This window comes from Sphingobium sp. LF-16, assembly GCF_003711185.1.
GTDB classification, from domain to species: Bacteria; Pseudomonadota; Alphaproteobacteria; order Sphingomonadales; family Sphingomonadaceae; genus Sphingobium; species Sphingobium yanoikuyae_A.
The window spans coordinates 2,884,509-2,905,668 of the sequence record NZ_CP029335.1 but is presented as its reverse complement, the minus strand read 5'-3'; the positions used below and the strand labels follow the sequence as shown (position 1 = coordinate 2,905,668).

General features: G+C 65.7%; 19 protein-coding genes. 6 read left to right on the top strand and 13 right to left on the bottom strand.

The features are described from left to right. Positions 1 to 31 precede the first annotated feature (31 nt). The 5 genes from DIZ22_RS13530 to ligK all read right to left on the bottom strand — a co-directional run bounded on the left by DIZ22_RS13530 (position 32) and on the right by ligK (position 5,600). Positions 32 to 664, bottom strand: a complete 633-nt coding sequence (locus tag DIZ22_RS13530; RefSeq protein ID WP_072893776.1) for a DUF4198 domain-containing protein — start codon at positions 662 to 664, stop codon at positions 32 to 34. 11 nt (positions 665 to 675) lie between these two features. Then, on the bottom strand, positions 676 to 2,745 hold the full coding sequence (locus DIZ22_RS13525; protein ID WP_004208437.1) for a TonB-dependent siderophore receptor: 2,070 nt from the start codon (positions 2,743 to 2,745) through the stop codon (positions 676 to 678). Positions 2,746 to 2,901: 156 nt separating this feature from the next. Further along, positions 2,902 to 3,789, bottom strand: coding sequence for an amidohydrolase family protein (locus DIZ22_RS13520; protein ID WP_122928331.1), 888 nt, complete (start codon positions 3,787 to 3,789; stop codon positions 2,902 to 2,904). Next, complete coding sequence (locus DIZ22_RS13515) at positions 3,786 to 4,838, bottom strand: 4-oxalomesaconate tautomerase (RefSeq protein ID WP_122928330.1); 1,053 nt, start codon at positions 4,836 to 4,838, stop codon at positions 3,786 to 3,788. The genes DIZ22_RS13520 and DIZ22_RS13515 overlap by 4 nt, the downstream gene beginning before the upstream one ends. 87 nt (positions 4,839 to 4,925) lie before the next feature. Then, entirely contained in the window at positions 4,926 to 5,600 is a 675-nt protein-coding gene (ligK, locus tag DIZ22_RS13510; protein ID WP_037520103.1) for a 4-carboxy-4-hydroxy-2-oxoadipate aldolase/oxaloacetate decarboxylase, read from the bottom strand. A gap of 104 nt (positions 5,601 to 5,704) precedes the next feature. On the opposite strand from ligK, the gene DIZ22_RS13505 reads away from it, so the two are divergent. The 6 genes from DIZ22_RS13505 (at position 5,705) to DIZ22_RS13480 (ending at position 11,274) form a co-directional block, all read left to right on the top strand. Beyond that, the gene (locus DIZ22_RS13505; protein WP_069337804.1) at positions 5,705 to 6,856 is read left to right on the top strand and encodes a LysR substrate-binding domain-containing protein; all 1,152 of its coding nucleotides are present in this window, start codon (positions 5,705 to 5,707) and stop codon (positions 6,854 to 6,856) included. A gap of 64 nt (positions 6,857 to 6,920) precedes the next feature. Beyond that, entirely contained in the window at positions 6,921 to 7,817 is an 897-nt protein-coding gene (locus tag DIZ22_RS13500; protein ID WP_122928329.1) for an NAD(P)-dependent oxidoreductase, read from the top strand. Next, the gene (locus tag DIZ22_RS13495; RefSeq protein ID WP_026109430.1) at positions 7,814 to 8,836 is read left to right on the top strand and encodes an amidohydrolase family protein; all 1,023 of its coding nucleotides are present in this window, start codon (positions 7,814 to 7,816) and stop codon (positions 8,834 to 8,836) included. Before DIZ22_RS13500 ends, DIZ22_RS13495 begins: the two co-directional genes overlap by 4 nt. 84 nt (positions 8,837 to 8,920) lie before the next feature. After that, positions 8,921 to 9,325 carry a protocatechuate 4,5-dioxygenase subunit alpha gene (ligA, locus tag DIZ22_RS13490; RefSeq protein WP_004208430.1) on the top strand — a complete coding sequence of 135 codons (405 nt, stop codon included), beginning with the start codon at positions 8,921 to 8,923 and terminating at the stop codon, positions 9,323 to 9,325. Then, positions 9,325 to 10,173 (top strand): class III extradiol dioxygenase subunit beta, encoded by an 849-nt coding sequence (locus DIZ22_RS13485; protein ID WP_122928328.1) that lies wholly within the window; start codon positions 9,325 to 9,327, stop codon positions 10,171 to 10,173. Before ligA ends, DIZ22_RS13485 begins: the two co-directional genes overlap by 1 nt. A gap of 159 nt (positions 10,174 to 10,332) precedes the next feature. Then, positions 10,333 to 11,274 (top strand): Gfo/Idh/MocA family oxidoreductase, encoded by a 942-nt coding sequence (locus DIZ22_RS13480; protein ID WP_097384488.1) that lies wholly within the window; start codon positions 10,333 to 10,335, stop codon positions 11,272 to 11,274. 130 nt (positions 11,275 to 11,404) lie between these two features. Here the strand turns inward: DIZ22_RS13480 and DIZ22_RS13475 are convergent, their stop codons facing one another. From DIZ22_RS13475 to DIZ22_RS13440, 8 genes are all read right to left on the bottom strand, one after another. Continuing rightward, positions 11,405 to 11,632, bottom strand: coding sequence for a hypothetical protein (locus tag DIZ22_RS13475; protein WP_122928327.1), 228 nt, complete (start codon positions 11,630 to 11,632; stop codon positions 11,405 to 11,407). Next, the gene (locus DIZ22_RS13470; protein ID WP_004208426.1) at positions 11,622 to 11,852 is read right to left on the bottom strand and encodes a hypothetical protein; all 231 of its coding nucleotides are present in this window, start codon (positions 11,850 to 11,852) and stop codon (positions 11,622 to 11,624) included. The genes DIZ22_RS13475 and DIZ22_RS13470 overlap by 11 nt, the downstream gene beginning before the upstream one ends. A gap of 61 nt (positions 11,853 to 11,913) precedes the next feature. Beyond that, positions 11,914 to 15,240, bottom strand: coding sequence for a glycosyl hydrolase (locus tag DIZ22_RS13465; RefSeq protein WP_122928326.1), 3,327 nt, complete (start codon positions 15,238 to 15,240; stop codon positions 11,914 to 11,916). Positions 15,241 to 15,255: 15 nt separating this feature from the next. After that, on the bottom strand, positions 15,256 to 15,684 hold the full coding sequence (locus DIZ22_RS13460; RefSeq protein WP_122928325.1) for a hypothetical protein: 429 nt from the start codon (positions 15,682 to 15,684) through the stop codon (positions 15,256 to 15,258). Then, positions 15,681 to 16,583: an alpha/beta hydrolase gene (locus tag DIZ22_RS13455; RefSeq protein ID WP_122928324.1), complete on the bottom strand. Its 903-nt coding sequence runs from the start codon at positions 16,581 to 16,583 to the stop codon at positions 15,681 to 15,683. The genes DIZ22_RS13460 and DIZ22_RS13455 overlap by 4 nt, the downstream gene beginning before the upstream one ends. Positions 16,584 to 16,597: 14 nt before the next feature. Continuing rightward, complete coding sequence (locus DIZ22_RS13450) at positions 16,598 to 17,902, bottom strand: family 1 glycosylhydrolase (RefSeq protein WP_122928323.1); 1,305 nt, start codon at positions 17,900 to 17,902, stop codon at positions 16,598 to 16,600. A gap of 24 nt (positions 17,903 to 17,926) precedes the next feature. Then, complete coding sequence (locus tag DIZ22_RS13445) at positions 17,927 to 18,775, bottom strand: alpha/beta hydrolase (protein ID WP_122928322.1); 849 nt, start codon at positions 18,773 to 18,775, stop codon at positions 17,927 to 17,929. Between the two features lie 70 nt (positions 18,776 to 18,845). Further along, complete coding sequence (locus DIZ22_RS13440; RefSeq protein ID WP_122928321.1) at positions 18,846 to 21,131, bottom strand: TonB-dependent receptor; 2,286 nt, start codon at positions 21,129 to 21,131, stop codon at positions 18,846 to 18,848. Positions 21,132 to 21,160 lie beyond the last annotated feature (29 nt).

Sequence of the window (21,160 nt, the reverse complement as noted above, 5' to 3'; positions counted from 1 at the left end):
GCGCGGGTCGATGGCCCGCGCCGCCCCGGTCTCAGTTGTTGACGAAGGTCAGCGTGGCGATGTTGTAGAGCGTCGCCACCTTGGCGCCGCGCAGGCTGAGATCGCCCTTTTCCTCCTGCGTCGCGGTCAGGATATAGCGGCCCTTTTCCCTGATCGGCAGGGTCACGCGTCCCTGGGCGTCGGTGACGAAGCCCTTCGACCATTTGTCGGGCGAGATCGCGGTTACCTTGACCCCGGCAAGCGGCTTGCCGTCGCGGACCAGCGTGAAGCTGTTGGCGCCTGCAGCGGTCGGCACGATTTCCAGCGGCATCCCGGCCTTGGCTTCGCTGCGACCGGCGCGCGCATAATAGATCACGCCTTCCTTCTTGCCTTCCTCGCCCCAGGGATCGAACACGCTGTCGTCGATCACGCGCACGTCGCCGGCGGGCACAGCGACCTCGATATAGCCGGCCTTGCGCACCTGCGCGGCGGAGGATGCGGGCACCAGCTTGGGTGCCTTCAGCTTCTCGAACTCTGGGTCGCCGCCTTCGGGCAGCGGATCGCCCGGCTCGCCCAGATAGATGCGCGCCGGGCCGGCGCCGTCACGCTCGACCCACACTTCATGCGCCTGCGCCATTGCGGGCAGGCAGGCGATCGCCAGCAGCGCACTAGTCCATTTCAGCATAGTCTCTCTCCTCAGAAACGGAAGCCGACCGTGCCCATGACGTTGCGCGGCGCACCCATGAAGCAGTCGCCACGCGCCAGGCAGGACGCGTAGAATTTCTTGTTGAGCAGGTTGGTCGCATTGAGCGCGAAGCGCCAGTCCTGCCAGGTGATTTCCGCCAGCGCGTCGACGGTGGTGCGCGACGGCGTGACGATTGACCAGATCGCGCTGGTCGACACGCTCTTGCCGCTATAGACGACGCCGCCGCCCAGGCGCAGCTGCGCCTCGTCTGCCAGGCCGAAGGTCTTGGTGGACCAGAGCGATGCGGTATGGCGCGGCATATAGTCGAGGCTGGTGTTGGTTTCCGACTTCAGCTTCGAATAGCCATAATTGGCCAGCAGTTCGAAATTGCCGGGCAGGGTATGGCTCGCTTCGATCTCGAAGCCCTTGGTGTTGAGCACGCCCGACTGTTCGGTGCCGCCGGCCGCGAGATAGAGGACGCGGTTGCGCTCCTTGATCTTGAACACGGTGGCGGTGACCAGGGTGCTGGGGGCGGGCTGCCACTTCACGCCGGCTTCATATTGGGTGCCGGTCTGCGGCTTGTAGGCATCGCCATAGCTGCCATCGCCATTGTCGATCCGGCCGGCGACCGGCAGGAAGCTCTCGGTGTAGCTGAAGAAGGGCGAGATGCCGGCGCCGATTTCGCCGATGATGCCGGCGCGGAAGGTGGTGGCATTGTCCTTCTGGCCCGAAGAACCGGTCACGCGGTCGCGGCGGGCGCCCAGCACGACCGATACCCGGTCATAGAAGCGGATCTGGTCCTGGACATAGACGCCGAGCTGCTTCTGGCTGTCGCTGGTGAACGGACCGGTCGGATCATAGGTCGCCAGCGCATCATAATCGATGTCGTAAAGGTCGACCAGTTCATAGCCGCCGGCATAACGCTTGGACACCTTGTTCCAGCTATAGTCGATGCCGACCAGCAGCTTGTGCTCGATATTGGCGCCGGTGTTGAAATTGAACTGGACGTTGTTGTCGGTCGAAAAGACGTTCATCCGCGCGTCGCTGGCATCGGCCGTCAGCGCGATGGTGCGCCCGTCGGTGCCATAGACCGAGAAGGGATCCTGCGGGTTGGTATAGCTGTCGGCATAATGGGTGTTATATTCCAGGTCGCTGTCGATATAGCGCGCCTTGAGGCTGAGCTTCACATTGTCGGAGAAGCGGTGGGTGATCGAGCCGCCACCCTGCAGCGACCGGCCATCATAGCGATCCCAGCCGGCCTTGCCGACGAAGGTGTAGCGATCCAGCTGCTCGCCCGCGACATTGTTGGGCATGAAGGTGCCGACGATCGGCAGGAACTGCGACGTCGAACCGGTATCATCCTCCTGATAGAGGCCGGTCAGCACGATGTCGGTATCGGGCGTCGGCTGCCAGCGGATCGAGGGCGCGAACATCACGCGGTCGTCGGGGACATGGTCGACATAGGTGTCGGCGTCGCGGACGCGGCCGACGAAGCGCACCGCCAGATTGTCGGCCAGCGCGACATTGACGTCGCCCATCGCCTCCTTGCGGTCATAGCTGCCATAGACAAGGTTGAGTTCGCCGCGCGTGGTGAAATCGGGCGTCTTGCTGACCAGGTTGACCAGGCCGCCGATCGACCCCTGGCCGAACAGCACCGATGCCGGGCCGCGCAGGATTTCCACGCGCGAGAAATTATAGGGGTCCGACGTGATCGACGCATAATAGCTGAAGATGTCGCGCATGCCGTCGCGGAACTGCAGCGCGTCCAGGCCACGGACGTTGAAGCCATCGACGCGGGTATCGCGGCCATAGGGGTTGGCCAGCACGCCGGCGGCATATTTCACCGTGTCGCTGATGCTGATCGCGCCCTGCGACAGATATTGTTCGGACGTGATGACCTTGATCGGCTGGGGCAGTTCGACCAGCGCGGTGTCGGTCTTGGACCCGGTGGTCGCGGCGGTGACGACGATGCTGTCTTCGTCGGTGCGGGGGGCGTCCGCAGCGGCCGCCTCTGCCGACCAGGCGGTGCCATGGCACAGCGCGATCAGGGCCGCGCCGCTCAATGCGATGAACTTCTTCATATGGGATCCCCCGTGACTCGTTTATGGGGCGCCCATAGCGATATTGATATTCGTTCGCAATTCTGTTGACTTGCATTTGCGAAAGGCATGTTGCGCAAATGCAACCGGCCGCCCCAGACGGAGCGGCCGCGTGCTGATTGGAAACCGGCTGTGCCCTTATAATTCCTCGGGCCAATAGAGCCGCATGGGGTTGTCGATCAGCAGCTTGCGCTGCAATTCCACCGTCGGGGCGATGCGCGGGATCATGTCGACCAGATGGCCGTCATCGGGGACCGCATCCTGCATGTTCGGGTGCGGCCAGTCGGTGCCCCACAGCACGCGGTCCTGATAGTCGGCGACCAGCGGCGCGACCGCTTCGGCAAAGGCGTTCCACGGATCACCTGTCGGATCGAGCCGATCCGGGCAGGTCGCCTTGAACCAGATGTCGTCACGGCTGTCGAGGAAGGCGCGGAACGCCTTCATGTCGGCGCCGTCCGGACCCTGGGTCACGTCGGGGCGCCCCATATGGTCGATCACCAGCGGCACCGGGATCGCGTCCATGAAGGGGCGCAGTTCCTCCAATATGTCGGCCTCGAAATAGATCACCACATGCCAGCCCTTGGGCAGGCGCTTGGCCACTTCCAGGAACTTGTCCTTGGGTGCGTCATCGACCAGGCGCTTGAGGAAATTGAAGCGGATACCGCGCATCCCGCCCTCATGCAGGGCGGCAAGATCGACTTCGGAAATGGCCGGATCGACCACGGCAACGCCGCGCGCCTTCCCGTTCGACCTGGCGATGGCGTCCAGCGTTGCGGCATTGTCGGTGCCATGGCAGCTGGCCTGCACGATGACGTTGCGGGCGAACCCCAGATGATCGCGCAGCGCGAACAGCATGTCCGGGCCGGCATCCTCGGGCAGATATTTTGCCTTCGCGCTGAAGGGGAACTGCGCCATCGGACCGAACACATGGCAATGGGCGTCGATCGCGCCGGCCGGCGGGGTGTAGCGCGGTTTGGACGGTTTGCCGTGCCAGCTGATGATGCGGCCAGGTTCGGGGGCGGTCATGCGAAAATCTCTCCATCCATCAACTTGCGCGCGGTGCGCAGCATGGCGGCGCTGATCACCGCGCCACTCTCGTCCAGTTCCATGACGCAGGTCGTCTCGCCGGTCGGATGCTCGACCGACAGCGTCTTGCGATTGCCTGCCGGGATAACGGCAACTTCGGCCGCCGGCGATCCGTCGATCAGGCAGGCGGTGGCGACGCTGACCGCGCCCAGCACGCCGATCGAGGCATGGGCGCGATGCGGGATGAAGCTGCGCACCGTGACCGCGCCGCCATCGCGCGGCGGGGCGACCAGCATCATCTTGGGCACTGACTTTTCCTTGACGTCGCCCAGGTTCATGCGTTCGCCGACAGCGAGGCGGATCACTTCGATCCGGGCTTTGAGCGCCACGTCCTTGTCCAGCGTGTCGCGGTCCTCATAGCCGGTGATGCCGACATCCTGCGCCTTCATCACGACGCAGGGCATGCCATTGTCGATCAGCGTGACGCGCACGCCCTCGACCTCGTCAAAGGCATTGCCGGTCGGCAGCAGTGCGCCGCAGGAGGAGCCGGCGGTGTCGCGAAACTCCAGCGGGATCGGCGCGGCACTGCCGGGCACGCCGTCGATCCTGGCCTCGCCAACATAGCGGACCGTGCCGCCCGGCGTCTGCACCGTGGCGATCGCGATCTGTCCGGTATTCTCCATGAAGATGGCGACGCGGGTCTCGCCGTCCTGCCCGGCGACAAGGGCACGCTCGATCGCGAAGGGGCCGATGCCAGCGAGGATATTGCCGCAATTCTGCGCGTCGCTGACGATCGCCTGATCGACGAAGACCTGGAGGAAGAGATAGTCGACATCGACGCCCTCCCGATCGGATTTCCTGACGACGCCGACCTTGCTGGTCAGCGGATCGGCGCCGCCCATGCCATCGATCTGGCGCGGGTCGGGCGATCCCATGGCCCGCAGCAGGAAGGCGTCGCGCGCGGCGCTGTCGGCGGGCAGGTCTTCCGAAAGGAAATAGCCGCCCTTGGACGTGCCGCCGCGCATCCACATGACTCTGGCCGACGTCATGCCCTGCCTCCGTTCGGTTCGAGCCTGTCGAGAACGGGGCGCAGGGTTCTCGACAGGCTCGAACCGAACGGGGAATATGTGAGAGCCTTACACATATTTCAGGCCCATTTCCTGGAGGCGCGGGCGCATATTGTATATGTCGAGGCCCAGTTCCCCGGCGGCCAGGCGGACGCGCTTGGCTTCCTCGGCGGCCTCGCGGGCCTGCGCCTTTTCCAGCACGGCGGCGGCGTCGGCGCGCGGCACGATGCACACGCCATCATCGTCAGCGATGATCACGTCGCCCGGATTGACCAGCGCATTGGCGCAGACAACCGGGATATTGACCGATCCCAGCGTGCCCTTGATCGTGCCCTGGGCATGGACCGCCTTGGACCAGACCGGGAAGTTCATCTGCTTGAGGTCGCGGACGTCGCGCACGCCCGCGTCGATGATGAGGCCACGGCAGCCGCGTGCCTGGGCGGAGGTGGCGAGCAGATCGCCGAAATAGCCGTCGGTGCAGGGGCTGGTCGGGGCGAGCAGCAATATGTCGCCTTCCTTCAACTGCTCGATCGCGACATGGACCATCCAGTTGTCGCCCGGCGGGGCGGAGATCGTCACCGCGCTGCCGGCGATGCGGGCGCCCGGATAGATGGGGCGCATATAGGGGGCGAGCAGGCCCTTGCGGCCCTGGGCTTCATGGACGGTGGCGACGCCCGCCTTGGCGAGGCCGTCGATGACGGCGAGGTCCGCCCGTTCGATATTCTGGACGACAATGCCGGACATCAAGCCTTCTCCTAGCGCATAAGTTGACAGCGATGTGGACAGGTGCAGCGCGATGCTCAAATCCGAACTGGAACCAGTGCATAAATTTTTGCTAAGTGTTGGACATGAACCCCGACCAGTTCAATATCCGTCATCTCGCCGCGATGGCGGCCGTGGTGGAGCTTGGCAGCGTCAGCCTGGCGGCGCGCGCGGTGAACCTGACCCAGCCGGCGGTGACCCAGGGGATCGCCAAGCTGGAGGCGCAACTGGGCCTGCCGCTGTTCGCGCGCCAGCCCGGCGGCATGGTCGCGCTGGAGCCGGCGGAGCGGCTGAAGCCCCGGATCGATGCGGCGCTGCGGCTGATCGGCAGCAACCGGGTGACGGCGGCGCAGGTGCGCGCCTTCGTCGCCCTGGCGCGCGGCGGCAGCTATGCCGCGGCGGCGGTGGCGACCGGCGTGGCCGAACCCTCGCTGCACCGGGCGGTCGGCGATCTGGGGCTGGCGCTGGGGCAAAGGCTGGTCGACCGGCGCGGGCGTGGCGTGATGCTGACCAGGGCCGGGACGGTGCTGGCGCAGCGGCTGCGGCTGGCGCTGGCGGAATTGCGGCAGGGGCTGGAGGATCTGGCCGACCTGCGCGGGCAGGAGGGCGGGCGCATCCTGGTCGGCGCCATGCCGCTTTCGCGCGCGCGCCTGATCCCGGATGCGATCGCCCGGTTCCGCGCCGATTTCCCGCTGGTCGACATCAGCGTGCATGAAGGATCGCATGCCGAACTGGTCGGCCCGCTGCGCGATGGCGAGATCGACATGATGGTCGGTGCGCTGCGCGATCCCGCCATGGCGCTGGACCTGGCGCAGCGGCCCCTGTTCGAGGATCGGCCGACCATCCTGGCGCGGCGTGGCCATGCGCTGGCGGCGGGCTGGGACGCCGATGCGCTGCGCCGCTATCCCTGGATATTGCCGCCGGAGGGCACGCCGCTGCGGCAATTGTGGCAGGCGATGTTTGCTGCGCTGGGCGGCGATCTGCCGGCGGTGCCGATCGAATGCGGATCGGTGATGACGATCCGGCAATTGCTGGTCGGCGGCGAGTATCTGACCTTGCTGTCGCACGATCAGCTGGCGCTGGAGCTGGAGGCCGGGCTGCTGATCGATATCGGCCCGGCACCCGGCGCGATCAGCCGGACCATCGGCCTCACGACGCGGGCCGACTGGCGCCCGACCCGGTTGCAGCAGCAGTTCATGGCCGCGATCGATCAGGCTGCGGCACATATGAATTCGTAAAATCTTATACTGGTCCAGCGGATTCGATTGGCGGCATCTGACATGATCCGTCATCCAACCCGACATGGAGCAGGAAATCGGTCTGATCGGATTTGGCGAGGCAGGGGCCACCTTTGCGATGGCGGGGGACTGGATCGACGCAGCCCGCGTCTATGATATCCAGACCGATGTCGGCGCCACCCGCGATGCGATGTTGGCGCGCTGTGCCAGGGCCGGCGTCCGGGCCGTGCCGACGCTGGCCGATGCTGTTGCGCCCGTCACCTTCATCCTGTCGCTCGTCACCGCCGACCAGGCGCTGGCCGTGGCGCAGGCCGCCGCCGCCCATATCGCCCCCGGCGCGCTTTATTGCGATCTCAACAGCGTCGCGCCGCAGACCAAGCAGGCGGCGGCCCGCGCGATCGAGGCGGCCGGTGGCCATTATGTCGATGTCGCCGTCATGGCGCCGGTCGATCCGGCCCGGCTGAACGTGCCGCTGCTGGTCAGCGGTGCCCATGCCGATGCGGCGCGGGCAGGGCTGGCCCGGCTGGGCTTCACCAATATCCGCGTCGTCGGCGAGGCCGTCGGCCGGGCGTCGGCGATCAAGATGATCCGGTCGGTGATGGTCAAGGGGCTGGAGGCGCTGACCGCCGAGTGCATGCTGGCGGCCGATGCGGCGGGCGTGCTGGACGAGGTGATCGGATCGCTCGATGCCAGCGAGAAACCGCGTCCCTGGGACATTCGCGCCGACTATAATCTCGACCGTATGATGGTCCACGGACTGCGCCGCGCGGCCGAGATGGAGGAGGTGGTCAAGACGCTCGACGGCCTTGGCACCGGTTCCGCGATGACGCGCGGCACGGTCGAGCGCCAGCAGGCGATCGGCACGCTGGGCCTCAAGGCACCGCCCGAAGGGCTGGGCGCCAAGATCGACAGCATCATCCAAGCAAAAGCAGAACAGACAGGAAAGGCCGACGCGGCATGACCATGATTATCGACTGCCACGGCCATTATACCGTGCTGCCCAAGGGGCATGACGCCTGGCGCGAGGAGCAGAAGGCGGCATTCAAGGCGGGCGTGCCTGCCCCCGCCTATCCCGACATCAGCGATGCCGAAATCCGCGAGACGATCGAGGCGAACCAGCTGCGCCTGATCAAGGAACGTGGCGCCGACCTCACCATCTTCTCGCCGCGCGCTTCGGCCATGGCCCCCCATGTCGGCGACGCGGCGGTGGCGAAGGAATGGGCGATGCGCTGCAACGACCTGATCGCGCGCGTCGTCGGCCTGTTCCCCGAAACCTTCGTCGGCGTGTGCATGCTGCCCCAGTCGCCCAAGGCGGACATGGCCAACAGCATTGCCGAGCTGGAACGCTGCGTCGACATGGGCTTCATCGGCTGCAACCTCAATCCCGATCCGGGCGGCGGCCATTTCCAGCATCCGCCGCTGACCGACAAATATTGGTATCCCTTCTACGAGAAGATGGTCGAGCTGGACGTGCCGGCGATGATCCATGTGTCGGGCAGCTGCAATCCGGCGATGCACGCGACCGGCGGCTATTATATCGCGGCCGACACGATCGCCTTCATGCAGTTGCTGGAGGGCGACCTGTTCAGGGACTTCCCGACCCTCAAGTTCATCATCCCGCATGGCGGCGGCGCCGTGCCCTATCATTGGGGTCGCTATCGCGGCCTGGCCGACATGTTGAAGAAGCCCGACCTGTCGACCCATCTGATGAACAACATCTTCTTCGACACCTGCGTCTATCATCAGCCCGGCGTCGACCTGCTGGCCGACGTGATCGACAACAAGAATATCCTGTTCGGGTCGGAAATGGTCGGCGCGGTGCGCGGCATCGATCCCACCACCGGCCATTATTTCGACGATACCAAGCGCTATGTCGATGCGCTGGACATCAGCGAGGGCGAGCGTGCCGCGATCTTCGAGGGCAATGCCCGCCGGGTCTTCCCCCGGCTCGACGCGCAATTGAAGGCGCGCGGCCTGTAACCCTATCCCCGCGGAGGGGCGCGTTCATCCCCCGGTCCTTTGTTGGAAGGAAGGGCCGGGGGATGGATGCCAAGAGAGGATGAGATGAGCATCGATATCCACGAATATCTCGCCGAGTTCGACGATATCCCCGGCACCCGCGTCTATACGGCGGCGCGGGCGCGTCAGGGCTATTGGATGAACCAGTTCGCGATGAGCCTGATGAAGGCGGAAAACCGCGTGCGCTGGCTGGCCGGCGAGCGCGCCTATATCGACGAATGGCCGATGACCGAGGCGCAGAAACAGGCGATCCTGGACCGCGACTATAATCGTTGCCTGGACCTGGGCGGGAACATCTATTTCCTTGCTAAGGTGTTCTCGACCGACGGCCTCAGCTTCCTGCAGGCGGTCGGCACCATGACCGGGATGAGCCCGGAAGACTATCAGGCGATGATGATCGCCGGCGGCCGCTCGCCTCAGGGTGTCCGCTCCATCAAGGAGAAACGCTGATGGCCCGCATCACTGCCGGCGTCGCCACCAGCCATGTGCCCGCCATCGGCGCTGCCATGGATCTGGGCAAAACCGCCGAACCCTACTGGCAGCCTTTGTTCGCCGGCTATGACTGGTCGCGGCAATGGATCGCGCAGGAAAAGCCCGATGTCGTGATCCTGGTCTATAATGACCATGCCTCCGCCTTCGACATGAAGATCATCCCGACCTTCGCGATCGGCTGTGGCGAACGCTACAAGCCGGCCGACGAGGGCTGGGGGCCGCGCCCGGTGCCCGACGTGATCGGTGAGCCGGACCTGGCCTGGCACATCGCCCAGAGCCTGATCCTCGACGAATTCGATATGACCATCATCAACGAGATGGATGTCGACCATGGCCTGACCGTGCCGTTGAGCCTGATGTTCGGCCAGCCCGACGCCTGGCCGTGCCGGGTGATCCCGGTCGCGGTCAATGTCGTCACCTATCCGCCGCCGTCGGGCAATCGCTGCTGGCGACTGGGCGAGGCGATCGCCCGCGCGGTTGAGAGCTTCCCCGAGGATCTCAACGTGCAGATCTGGGGCACGGGCGGCATGAGCCACCAGCTTCAGGGGCCGCGCGCCGGACTCATCAATGCCGAGTGGGACAATCGTTTCCTCGACCTGATGAGCCAGAGCGACGATGGCGAGGCGCTGCGCGCGATCGAGCATATCGAATATCTGCGCGAGACCGGGTCCGAAGGGATCGAGATGGTCATGTGGCTGATCATGCGCGGCGCGCTGGGCGACAAGGTCCGGCCGCTGCACCGCCATTATCATGTTCCCGCTTCCAACACTGCGGTCGGGCACCTGGTGCTCGAACCAACGGACTGAATTTCGGTTCGCACTCGTGCCTCCCCTCCCTTCCAGGGAGGGGCCGGGGGTGGGTGCGAGCGTAGCGAGCCTCCTTCGGAGGCACCCACCCTTGAATAGAGACAGGTGTCTCTATTCACCCCCCCCTGGAAGGGAGGGGCTTTAGATGGAGAAAATTCCATGCGTATTGCCCTCGCCGGTGCCGGCGCCTTTGGCGAAAAGCATCTTGATGGCCTCAAGAATATCGACGGCGTCACCGTCACCTCGATCATCGGCCGCGAACTGGAGGCGACGAAGAAGGTCGCCGAGAAATATGGCATCGGCCATGTGACCACCGACCTCAACGAGACGCTGGCGCGTGACGATGTCGATGCGGTGATCCTGTGTACGCCGACCCAGATGCACGCGGAACAGGCGATCGCCTGCATGAATGCGGGCAAGCATGTCGAGGTGGAAATCCCGCTCGCCGACAGCTGGGCCGATGCGCAGGCGGTGCTCGCCAAGCAGCAGGAAACCGGTCTTGTCTGCATGGTCGGCCATACCCGCCGCTTCAACCCGTCGCACCAGTTCGTCCACAACCGCATCCAGGCGGGCGAATTCAACGTCCAGCAGATGGACGTGCAGACCTATTTCTTCCGCCGCAAGAACATCAATGCCAAGGGCGAGCCGCGGTCGTGGACCGACCATCTTCTGTGGCATCATGCCGCGCATACGGTCGACCTGTTCGCCTATCAGGCCGGCAAGATCGTCGCCGCCCATGCGATGCAGGGGCCGATCCATCCGGAACTGGGCATCGCCATGGACATGTCGATCCAGCTCAAGAGCGAGACCGGCGCCATCTGCACCCTGTCGCTCAGCTTCAACAATGACGGGCCGCTTGGCACCTTCTTCCGCTATATCGGCGACACCGACACCTATATCGCCCGCTACGACGATCTGGTGAACGGCAAGGAAGAGCCGATCGATCTGGCCGGGGTCGCCATCTCGAACAATGGCATCGAGTTGCAGGACCGCGAGTTCATTAGCGCGATCCGTGAGGGCCGCGAGCCCAACAGCTCGGTCGCCAAGGTGTTCGACTGCTATCGCGTGCTGGGCGAACTGGAAACGCAGCTCGCCGGCTGATTCCGATCCCTTCGGGGTCGCAAGGGGGCGTGGATGGCGACAGGCCGTCCGCGCCCTTTGTCTTTGACAAGGTGCAGTGATGCTGGCGCATCAGCACCTTGCAACGCTCAAGCGCCGCGCGGGCTTGGCATTATCGATCGATCAGCGGATGGCGCAGGTGCAGGTCGTCGAGCAGCGTCTCGATCACCGATATCTCGCCCGCCGTGCCGTTCGGCGTGAAGGCCCAGTTGCAATGGGGATGGGTGGCGCGGCTGTAGATTCGGACCGGGCCGATCGCCTTGCGCCAATGATGCTTGCTCTTGCCATGGGCGATCACCAGCCGCGCGATCATCATGTCGATCAGCCGGTCAGACGTCATCGTCCCACCCTTCGATCCCGTCCGCGTCGCGATTGCCCGACCAGCTGACCGGGCTGTCCAGATAGGCTTCCAGCTCGCGCCAGTGCCGGTCCCAGCCGGGGCCGCGCCGCGCTTCGGGCACCTGCCGTTCGACCAGCCAGCGGGCGCGGGCCACGGGATTGCCCGCCGGGGCGCGCAGCCGGTCGAGGATGGCGCGGATGCTCTGCTGATCGTCGGTCATGATGACCGCCTGATAGGCGGCGACTTTCCCGCGTTCAAGCGAGCATCCGCGCGGCCCCTGCTTATTGTTCCGCCGACAGCGTGACCGGCCCGATCAGGCCCGACGGACGCAGCGGCGCATTGGGGCGATAGGTGGGGGCGGCGGTGAAGGTGATCTTGTCCGCGCCGGGCTGCTGGTCGCCGATCAGGCGGTTGACCCACAGGTTCGCGACCTTCACTTCGATCGCGTTGCGGCGGGGCTTCACCAGCTTTCCGACGTTGAGGCGATAGGGGGCGAACCAGCTTGTGCCCGCGACCTGGCCATTGACCCTCACCTCCGCGACATCGCCGACACTGCCCAGATCAAGCCAGAGCGGTGCGCCGGCTTTGGCGCCCTTGGGCAACGTAAAGCTGCTGGCATAGGTCGCCTCGCCCGAGAAATAGCGCACGCCCGGATCGCTGCTCTTGTCGAGCGCCGTCAGTGTGGGCATCGCAATCTCGGCCGGCGCGCCGCGACCCGGCTGGAAGCGCACGGTCCAGGGCTGCGACAGGGTGGCGACCGGCTTCACCGCCACCGGCGCGATCGTCCGGCTGGGGGCCTGCGCCGGTTTGCGGAACAGGATGAAGAAGGCATCCTCCGGCCCGACATCGAGCGGGACGACCGTGTCGCTGCCCTCGGTCCTATAGGACAGCGGCGCGGCGCTGCCGTCGATCGCGCGCCAGATTTCCGGCTGGCGGCCGGTGACGCGGAAACGCGCTTCGACATGCTCGGCCTGCGCCTTGCCATTGGTCACATAATAGAGGTCACCATCGGGCAGGGCGCGGTGGAGGAAGCGATAGGCACCGGCATCGCCGCTGCCGGTGACACGGAAATCGGCGCCGATGCCCGTGCCGGCGAGCGCGGCGTCGATATCGGCGCTGGCGATTACCTTGCCCTTGCCGACCGGCTTGCCGCTCCACAGTTTCGCCACCAGCGCGCGGAAGGCGGCGGGATCGTCCTGCAGGCCGGGCGCGCGTTCGGGTGCCGTGCCGATCAGGGTGGCGCCAGCCTCGACCAGCGCGGCGATGCGCTGCAGCGTGGCGAGCGTCATCACCTTGCTCGATCCGCCCAGATACAGCGCCTTGTAGCGCGCCTTGCCGGCGATCAGGTCGCCATCCTGCACCGACGCTTTGGTCGCCAAAATCTCGGCATTGACGAAGTCATAGGCATAATCGCTGGGCAGGGCCGGCACGCCATGTTCGAACAGCGCGGTGATCGGCGCATCCTCGCCATAGAAATAGGCGATGTCGGCATGGTCGCGGCCCTGCTGCAACAGGAAGCCGGTGCGCGCCATATAGTCGACCCAGGGCTTGGCCATATTGGCCCAGCTTTCGTGGCGGTTGAAATATTGGCCGAAGATCATGAGGCTGAGGCCCGGCACCTTGTCATCCACCGGCTGGTGGACGGAGGTGTGGACGATCGGCCGGTTGACGCCGGACACGAATTCCAGGTCGATCACGCGCTTGAGGTCCGCCGGGGCAAAGGCCCAGGGCGCGAAGGCCGAGGTCATGCTTTCGGCCGACACGATATTCTGTCCATAGATATGGGCGACCGACGCCGCGCCCTTCATGTCGCCGATCAGCGTCGGGCGCGGCGCGCTGCCGCGATTGAAGGTCCACATCGCCGCCATCGGCACGTCGGTATGCGATCGCATGGCAAGGTCGTCGCCCAGCACCGGCCGGCCATTTTCCAGCGCTTCGCCATAGACGGTCAGGCCATTTTCATGCGCGACCCGCGCCACCGTGCCATAATGGGCGTCGGCCAGCAGGTCGGCCAGGGTCTGGCGATAATCATGCAGGAAGGCGTCGCTGCACGCGGGCGATCCCACGACTGCGCCGGTCAGGGTCGGCAGGAAGGGGACGGGATCATAGCCGCGCCGCGCCTTGAACTCCTCCACCATGCGCGGTGTCCAGTTGGACGCGCCCACCTCGATACTGTCGGTCAGCAGCGCGCTGATGCCCTTCCTGCCGATCCAGTCGGCGCCGACCGCATCGCGATACATGGCGAGATAGGTTTCGAGATAGCGGCGCACGGCGGCCGCATCATATTTGTCGACCTCCAGCCCGGTGGCTTCGGGCGTGGCGGGATGGTTGGTCTTGCCGGTCAGCGACCAGCCCATGCGGACGATGCGCCAGCGCGTGCCCTTGGGCGCGGTCCAGTCGAGCGTGCCGTCGGGGCGCAGCCGGTCGGTCAGGTCGATGACCCTGGCCGGATCGATCGCCGGTGCATCGGCCGGACCCATGCTCAGACGGTTATAATCGGATGCGATGGCATAGCCGGCCTTCGCTTCAAACTGGTCGATCCGCGCCTCGGCCGACAGGCGCAGGTCGCCAATGCCCAGGGTCGGGCTGGCCGGGCGGCCGAACACGTCGATCATCACCGCGCCGGGTGCGCCATCGCCCAGGCCCGGCGACTTGGCGGCATCATTGGGCGACAGGACCAGCCGGAAGCGCTGCGCCGTGACGGGCGCAAAGCTGGTGGTGGAGGCGACTTCGGTCAGCGAGAAGCGGCCGAGCGGCTGCCAGCCCTGCGCCGTTTCCGCCTCGATCGTCGGGCGATAGGCGGGATCACCGAAGGGCGGCCGGGCATGAGGCACGAACAGGCTGGCCGATCGCACCGTGACGGGCTTGCCATAATCGAGGATCAGCGTGCCGGGATGCGCCGCATCGCCCTTGGCCATCTGGGCCACGGTTTCCAGATCGCTATCGCCCAGCGCGGCGGCGCCCGCGATCGGCTGGCCATTGGCGTCAAGGATGCGGGGCGTCGGCAAGGGTGCCGCTGCAATCGGATAGGCCAGCACCCGCGCCTCGCCATAGGCGCGCGGCTGGTCCGGTATCTCCGCGTCGCCCGCCAGCGGATCGCTGAACTTGGCGCTCTGGAACGCGCCGGTCACATTGGACGGGGCGGGCAGGGCGCCCTTGACCCGCTGGCCGCCCTCGACCTCGACTTCAGACCAGACCAGCTTCTTCATCGCGTCCTGCGGCTTGACCCAGGGGCCGCCAGTCTCGCTCCAGCCCGGCGACGCCGCGATCGCGAATTCCAGCCCCTTGGCATCGGCGGTCTGGACGGCATGGCGGAAGGCGTCCTTCCAGCCGTCGGTCATATAGACCAGCCGTTCCTTGACGATCTGCGGTGTCTGCAGATTGGCGTCGAAATTCTGCACCCCGCCAATGCCGATGCGCGCCAGCCAGTCGAGATCCTTGTCGATCCCGTCCTTGGTCACATTGCCGTTCAGCCAGTGCCACCACACACGCGGCCGGGCCGACTGGGGCGGATTGTTGAAGCCGTCGGCCAGATCGTCGGCCTGAGCCGGCATGGCGAGAACAGTGCCGGCCAGCAGCATGGCGAGACGCAGGGAACGGAATGTCATCGGGGCGATCCTCATTCAGATGATTGGGGCGGATGACAGCATCCGCCGCAGCGCCAGACTGGCGACCAGCGCACCGAGCGCGCCGCCATAGGCAATCTTGATGGCCAGCGCGGCGCTCCAGCCGATCGGCGGCAGGCCACCGGTCGCGAGTGCAAGCAACCCGCCCAGCGCGGCGCCGGCCAGCGCAAAGCCGGCGGCGCGCAGCAGGATCGGACGCAGGGCGCCACCCACCCGTCTGCGCGCGATCAGCGCCGGGACGAGCGCGCTCATGAGCGCAACGGCAATGCTCTGCGGCACGAAATCCAGCGCCAGTCGATCGGGCGTCGCCCAGGCCAGCAGGCGCGGCTGAGTGCCGAACACAGCGAGGAAGAAGGCCAGGCTCAACGCGCCATTGATGCCGACGCTGATCGCCGCCTCCCGCCGGATCGAGACGGTGCCGGTCATTGTCCCGCCTTCGTAAGCAGGCCGCGCATGTCCATCCAGCTCAGAAATTGCGGCAGCAGGCCCATGGTCGTCGTGCCCGGCTTGCCCATGCCGAACCCATGATCGCCGCGTTCATAGGCGTGGAGTTCGACCGGCACATGCGCCCGGCGCCAGCTTTCCACCAGCGCATAGGAGGGATTGGGGAACAGGCTGTCGTCATTGGCGATCGCCGCGAACATCGGCGGCGCGTCGGCGGGGACATCGCGCGGCAGCATCGGGCCATAGACATAGCCGATGAAGGACGGGCGATCCGCGCCCTTGCCCTCCAGCGTGGCGTTCATGACGGTCATGGCGCCGGCGGAAAAGCCGATCATGCCGACCCTGTTCGGATCTACGCCCCATTTGCTCGAGTTTGCGCGGACCAGTTTGAGTGCGGCTAGTGCATCCAGTGTGGCGCGCGGCTCGCTGATCGTTGGCGGGACGTTGGGATCGCGCAGCGAATCCGCCATGCGCTTGCCCATATAGGCGGATGCCTCGGCGGTGTCGGCCGGGGTCTGGTTCAGCCGATATTTGAGGACGAAGGCCGCGACGCCATGATCGGCCAGCCAGCGCGCGACATTCCAGCCCTCATGATCCATCGCCAGCAGCATGAAGGCGCCGCCGGGCGCGACGATCACCGCCGCGCCGGTCGCCTTCGCCGGATCGGGCAGGACCGGCGTAATGGTCGGCACGGTGACGTTGCGCACGGCGAGGTCGTCGCCGAAACGCACCCAATTCTCGGCCGATCCCTTGGGCGCCTTCAGATCAGGATAGAGCGGGATGGCATTGGGCTCGGCCGGAGCCTGCGCCGGCACGGGCGTCGGCATCTGCGCGATGGCGGGCGAGGCCAGCAGCAGCGGCAGGAGGACAAGGCGCTTCATGGCAGGCCTCCCCTTCAGAGCGCGTTGCGGCGGGCGATCGCGCCATAGACGGCGGCGCTGGGCTTGGCCGTGCGGGCGAAGGTCACCGGATCGACGCTGTGCAGGCCGAATTTGGGCTTGTAGCCGAAGATCCATTCGAAATTGTCGAGCAGCGACCAGTGGCAATAGCCCAGCACCGGCACGCCATCGTCGATCGCGGCCTTGAGCCCCGCCAGCGCTTCGGGAATGAACTTCGCGCGGACCGCATCATCGTCGCTGCCCACGCCATGTTCGGACACCAGGATCGGCACGCCGGTCGCTTCATGGGCAAAGCGCACCGCGCCGCCGAGCGAGGGCGCCCAGACTTCGGTGCCGGACCAGTTGACGGCCGATCCCTTGGGCGCGGGCAGGCGGCCCTTGTCGCCCCACAGGGCGCGCTCGTAATTCTGGACGCCGATGAAATCGTCGGCCTTCGCAATCTCCAGCCAGTTGCCGTAAAGCTGCTTGCGCATGGTATCGCGCACCGAATGGGCGCCGACCGCCTGATCATCCATCAGCGCCAGCGAGAAGCCGACCGGCAGGTCGCCGCGCACCGCCTTGATCGCGGCCTTGCCGGCCTTGTGCGCGGCTTCCAGCCCGGTCTGGAGCGCGGGCAGATCGTCGAAGCCGGCGACATTGGCGCAGACATATTTGGGCACGCCCAGCCGCTTGGCGGCGGTTTCCAGCGTCAGTTTCTGGATGTCCCACACCTGCGGCGGCAGCATGGGCTTGAGCAACAGCAGGATATTGGGCTCGTTGAGGGTGATGGCGCTGGCGATGCCCTGGCCCAGCGCGCGCATCGCCTTGTCGCAATAGCGGGCGAAAAGCTGCGCGCTTTCCGGGTTGGTCCAGCCGCCCTGCGCGCTGAACCAGCGCGGCGCGGTGAAATGGCTGAAGGTGACGATGGGGGCCAGGCCGCGGGCATGGCAACCGTCGATCACCGCCTTGTAATGATCGAGCATCGCCTGGGAGAAGAGGCCCTTTTCCGGCTCGATCCGTGCCCATTCGATGCCGAAGCGATAGGCGTTGAGGCCCATGGCCTTGACCAGATCGAGGTCGGTTTCCCACAGCGCGAAGCTGTTGCAGGCGTCGCCCGAAGGCTGGGCAAAGACGGTCGGCTGCTGATTCTCCACGAACCACAGGTCGCTGGCGATATTATTGCCCTCGACCTGATGCGGCGCAGTGGCCGCGCCCCAGTAGAAGCCCTTGGGGAAATTGGGGGTGGCGCTCTTGCGCGCGGCGATGGCAGGGGCGGCCATCAGCGCGGCGCCGGTAGCCAGAAGGGTGCGGCGATCCAGCATGTTCCGTCTCTCCTATTATAATTGTCAGGCAGTGGTTTCGCGCACAAAGGCGCAGATTTCTTGCAACAGCCGCCGGTCGGCGGTGCCCAGATGCATGGCCATGCTATAATGATTATGGCCCGACTGGATGAAGGCGCGCGGCATGGCGCCATGGCGGGCGAGCCGGTCCTGCAACAGCCTCAGAAACTCGGCCTGGAAGCGGGGCGGGTCGAACTCGGCGCAGGCGATCAGCAGCGGCAGATCGGTTGCGGCAACGGCCTCCAGCGGCATGCGGTCGGGATAAAATGAAGCATCGCCATAATAGAGCGTGTCGCGCGGATCGAGCGGGGTATAGCCATAAAGACCCGACAGCAGCACGGCGGCGCGCACGGCGTCCGATCCGGCAAGTTTCAGATAGCCCGCGACATGGACCGCGCCGGCCGATGTGCCCATCAGGACGATGCGATCGGCATCGCCGCCATGTTCGGCGGCATGATCCTTGAGCCAGCCGACGACCGCCGCGACATCCTCGGACCCCGCCGGCCAGCCATGGTCGGGGGCAAGGCGATAATTGATGACGACGCCCAGGAACCCGGCCTGCGCCGCCATCCGGCCGACATTGGCATTGGGCCAGGCGTCGGCGCTGCCCTTGTCGCCTTTCAGGAAACCGCCGCCATGGACGAAGACCAGAATGGGGGCAGGGGCATCACCCTTGGGGGCATAGAGGTCGAGCCGGTGGCGGGCATCCGGGCCATAGGCGATGTCGGCCTGCGTCACCGGAACCGCCGCCGCCAGCGCCATCTGCTCGGCATCGAACAGCGCCCGGCACTGGCCGAGTATGTCCGGTCCCAGATCGGTGCCCAGTGCGGTGATGGCGTCCCTGATCGGCTTCATATGTCCCCTCTGGCCAGAAGGATTAGGAAAAAAGACGGGACGCCACCAGCGGCGCCCCGCCTCAGGAGGATCAGAATTTTGCGTCCAGGCTGATGCCGATCTGGCGGAAGGACTGCGGGCCATAGATGGCGCCGATATTCTGCTCGCCCTGGTCGGTGGTGTAGGGGAAGTCGCTCTGCATCAGCGAAGGCTCATGCACGTTGAACAGGTTGCGACCGAAGATCGCGACGCTGTAGCGATCGTCATCGGTGCGCAGGCCGATGCGGCCGCCGACCAGCCAGTGCGACCGGAAGGTGGTTTCGTCGTTCGAATTGGCTTCGTAGCGCACCTTCGACTTCCACACCGTATCCGCCGCCAGGAAGCCCTTCAGGCGGCTCGTGACCGGCGCTTCATATTCGCCCGACAAAGTGAACTTGTACTTGGGCGCATAGGCAAGCTGGCTGCCGCCGATATTGGTGCCATCGGTGCCGATGAAGCCGCCCGGATAGGTCGCCTTGGCATAGATGAAGCCGGTGTTGAGCGACAGGCCATCGAAGACCTTGCCGAAGAAGTTGATTTCCGCGCCGCGCGACTTCACGCCATTGATGTTGGTCTGGACGCAGGAGATGACCGCGGTGCTGTCCACCGTGCACTGCTGCGCCTGGAAATTCTTGATCTTGCTGTAGAAGACATTGAGGTCCGCGACCCAGCCGCCGAACAAGGTGCTCTTGAGGCCCAGTTCATAGGCGGTCGGGATTTCCGGCTGCACGACGAAGGGCTTGGCCGGCGCCGAGGGGATGGCGATCTGCCCGCCCTTGAACCCGCGCGAGGCGGTCGCATAGACCATGGTGTCGTTGGCCAGGTCATATTGCGCGCCCAGGCGCCAGGAGAATTTCTGGACGTCCAGCACGGTGCGGCTGAACGGATCGGTGGGGGTGAAATAGTCGTAGCGGTCCATCGACAGGCGGTCGGTGGTGTAGCGACCGCCGGCGATCAGCCGCAGTGCGGGCGACAAATGGAAGGTGCCCTGGCCGAACACGGCGAGCGATTCATCCTGAATGTCGATGTCGGCGCCGGGGTTGCGCACGATCGGGATGACGAGGCCGGGGAAGGGCACGACCGACACCGCCAGCGTTTCGGGATCGCGGGTCTGCTTCTGGTTCGAATAGAAGACGCCGGCAGTATATTCCAGGAACTGGTCGGCAGGCGAGCTGACGCGCAATTCCTGGGTGAAGAGGCTCAGGCGCCGGTTGGTCGGGCCATTGGCGACCTGCAATTCCAGCGGATCGCCGCGGAACACGTTGGTCGCCGCGCCATAGCCGGTCTCGTTCGACTTGCGATAGGCGGTGATGGAGGTGAGGGTGAAGGGATCGGCCTCATAATCGACCTGCAGCGATCCGCCATAATTTTCGGTATGGCCGACATAGCTGTCATCGCTGCAATAGTCGCGATTGCCTTCGCCCGGCGTCACGCCACAGCTGGCAAGCCGGGCGGTGATGCCGGTGGTGTCGGCGAGCAGGCCGCCCAGCGCCGTGCCCGGACCGCTGGTCTTGACGAAGGTGAAGAAGTCGCCGCCATTCTCGATCCGGCTCTTGGTATAGTCGCCGATGACATTGACGGTCAGGCGGTCGGTCGGCTCCCACAGGAAGCGGCCGCGAATGCCGTAGCGATCGGTATCATTATAGTCGCCGGTGCTGGCATTGCGGTTCGGCCCCTGGCGGAAATTGGCGACGCCCGACAGGCGGATCGCGGCGTTGGTCGCCAGCGGGATGTTGACCATGCCCTGCACGATCTGGTTGCCGAACTTCGACCCCAGCGTGCCGGCGTCGGACAATTCGGTACGGACGCGAGCGGCAAAGCCGGTCGGATCGGGCGCATTGGTGGTGATGTTGATGACGCCGGCCGATGTGGTGAGGCCGAACAAGGTGCCCTGTGGTCCCTTCAGCACTTCGATCCGGCTGACGTCGAACAGGTCGGAGATATTGGCGTTGCCCTGGCTCACCTGGTCGACAACCACGCCGACCGAGGCGACGGCACCGGCCGAGAAGGTCTGGGTGCCTATGCCGCGGATCGACCCGCCGCCGCCGGTATTCTGGCCGGGCGCCTGCTGGATTTCCAGGCTCGGCGCGATGCGGTTGAGGTCGTTCATCGTGTTGACCTGCTGCCGTTCCAGCTGGGCGGCATTGGCCACGGTGATGGAGATCGGCACCTCGGTCACCTTCTCCGCCTTGCGCTGGGCGGTGACGATGATGTCGGAATTGTCCGCCGGCTGGGCCGCCTGTTCGGGCGCGGGTGCGTCCTGTGCGAAGGCCGGCGCGGTGATCGCGATGGCGCTCGCGCTGGCGAGGGCCGCAATGGTGATTTGGATGTTACGCATGGTCTGTCCTCCCCCGGTATGCGGGTTGA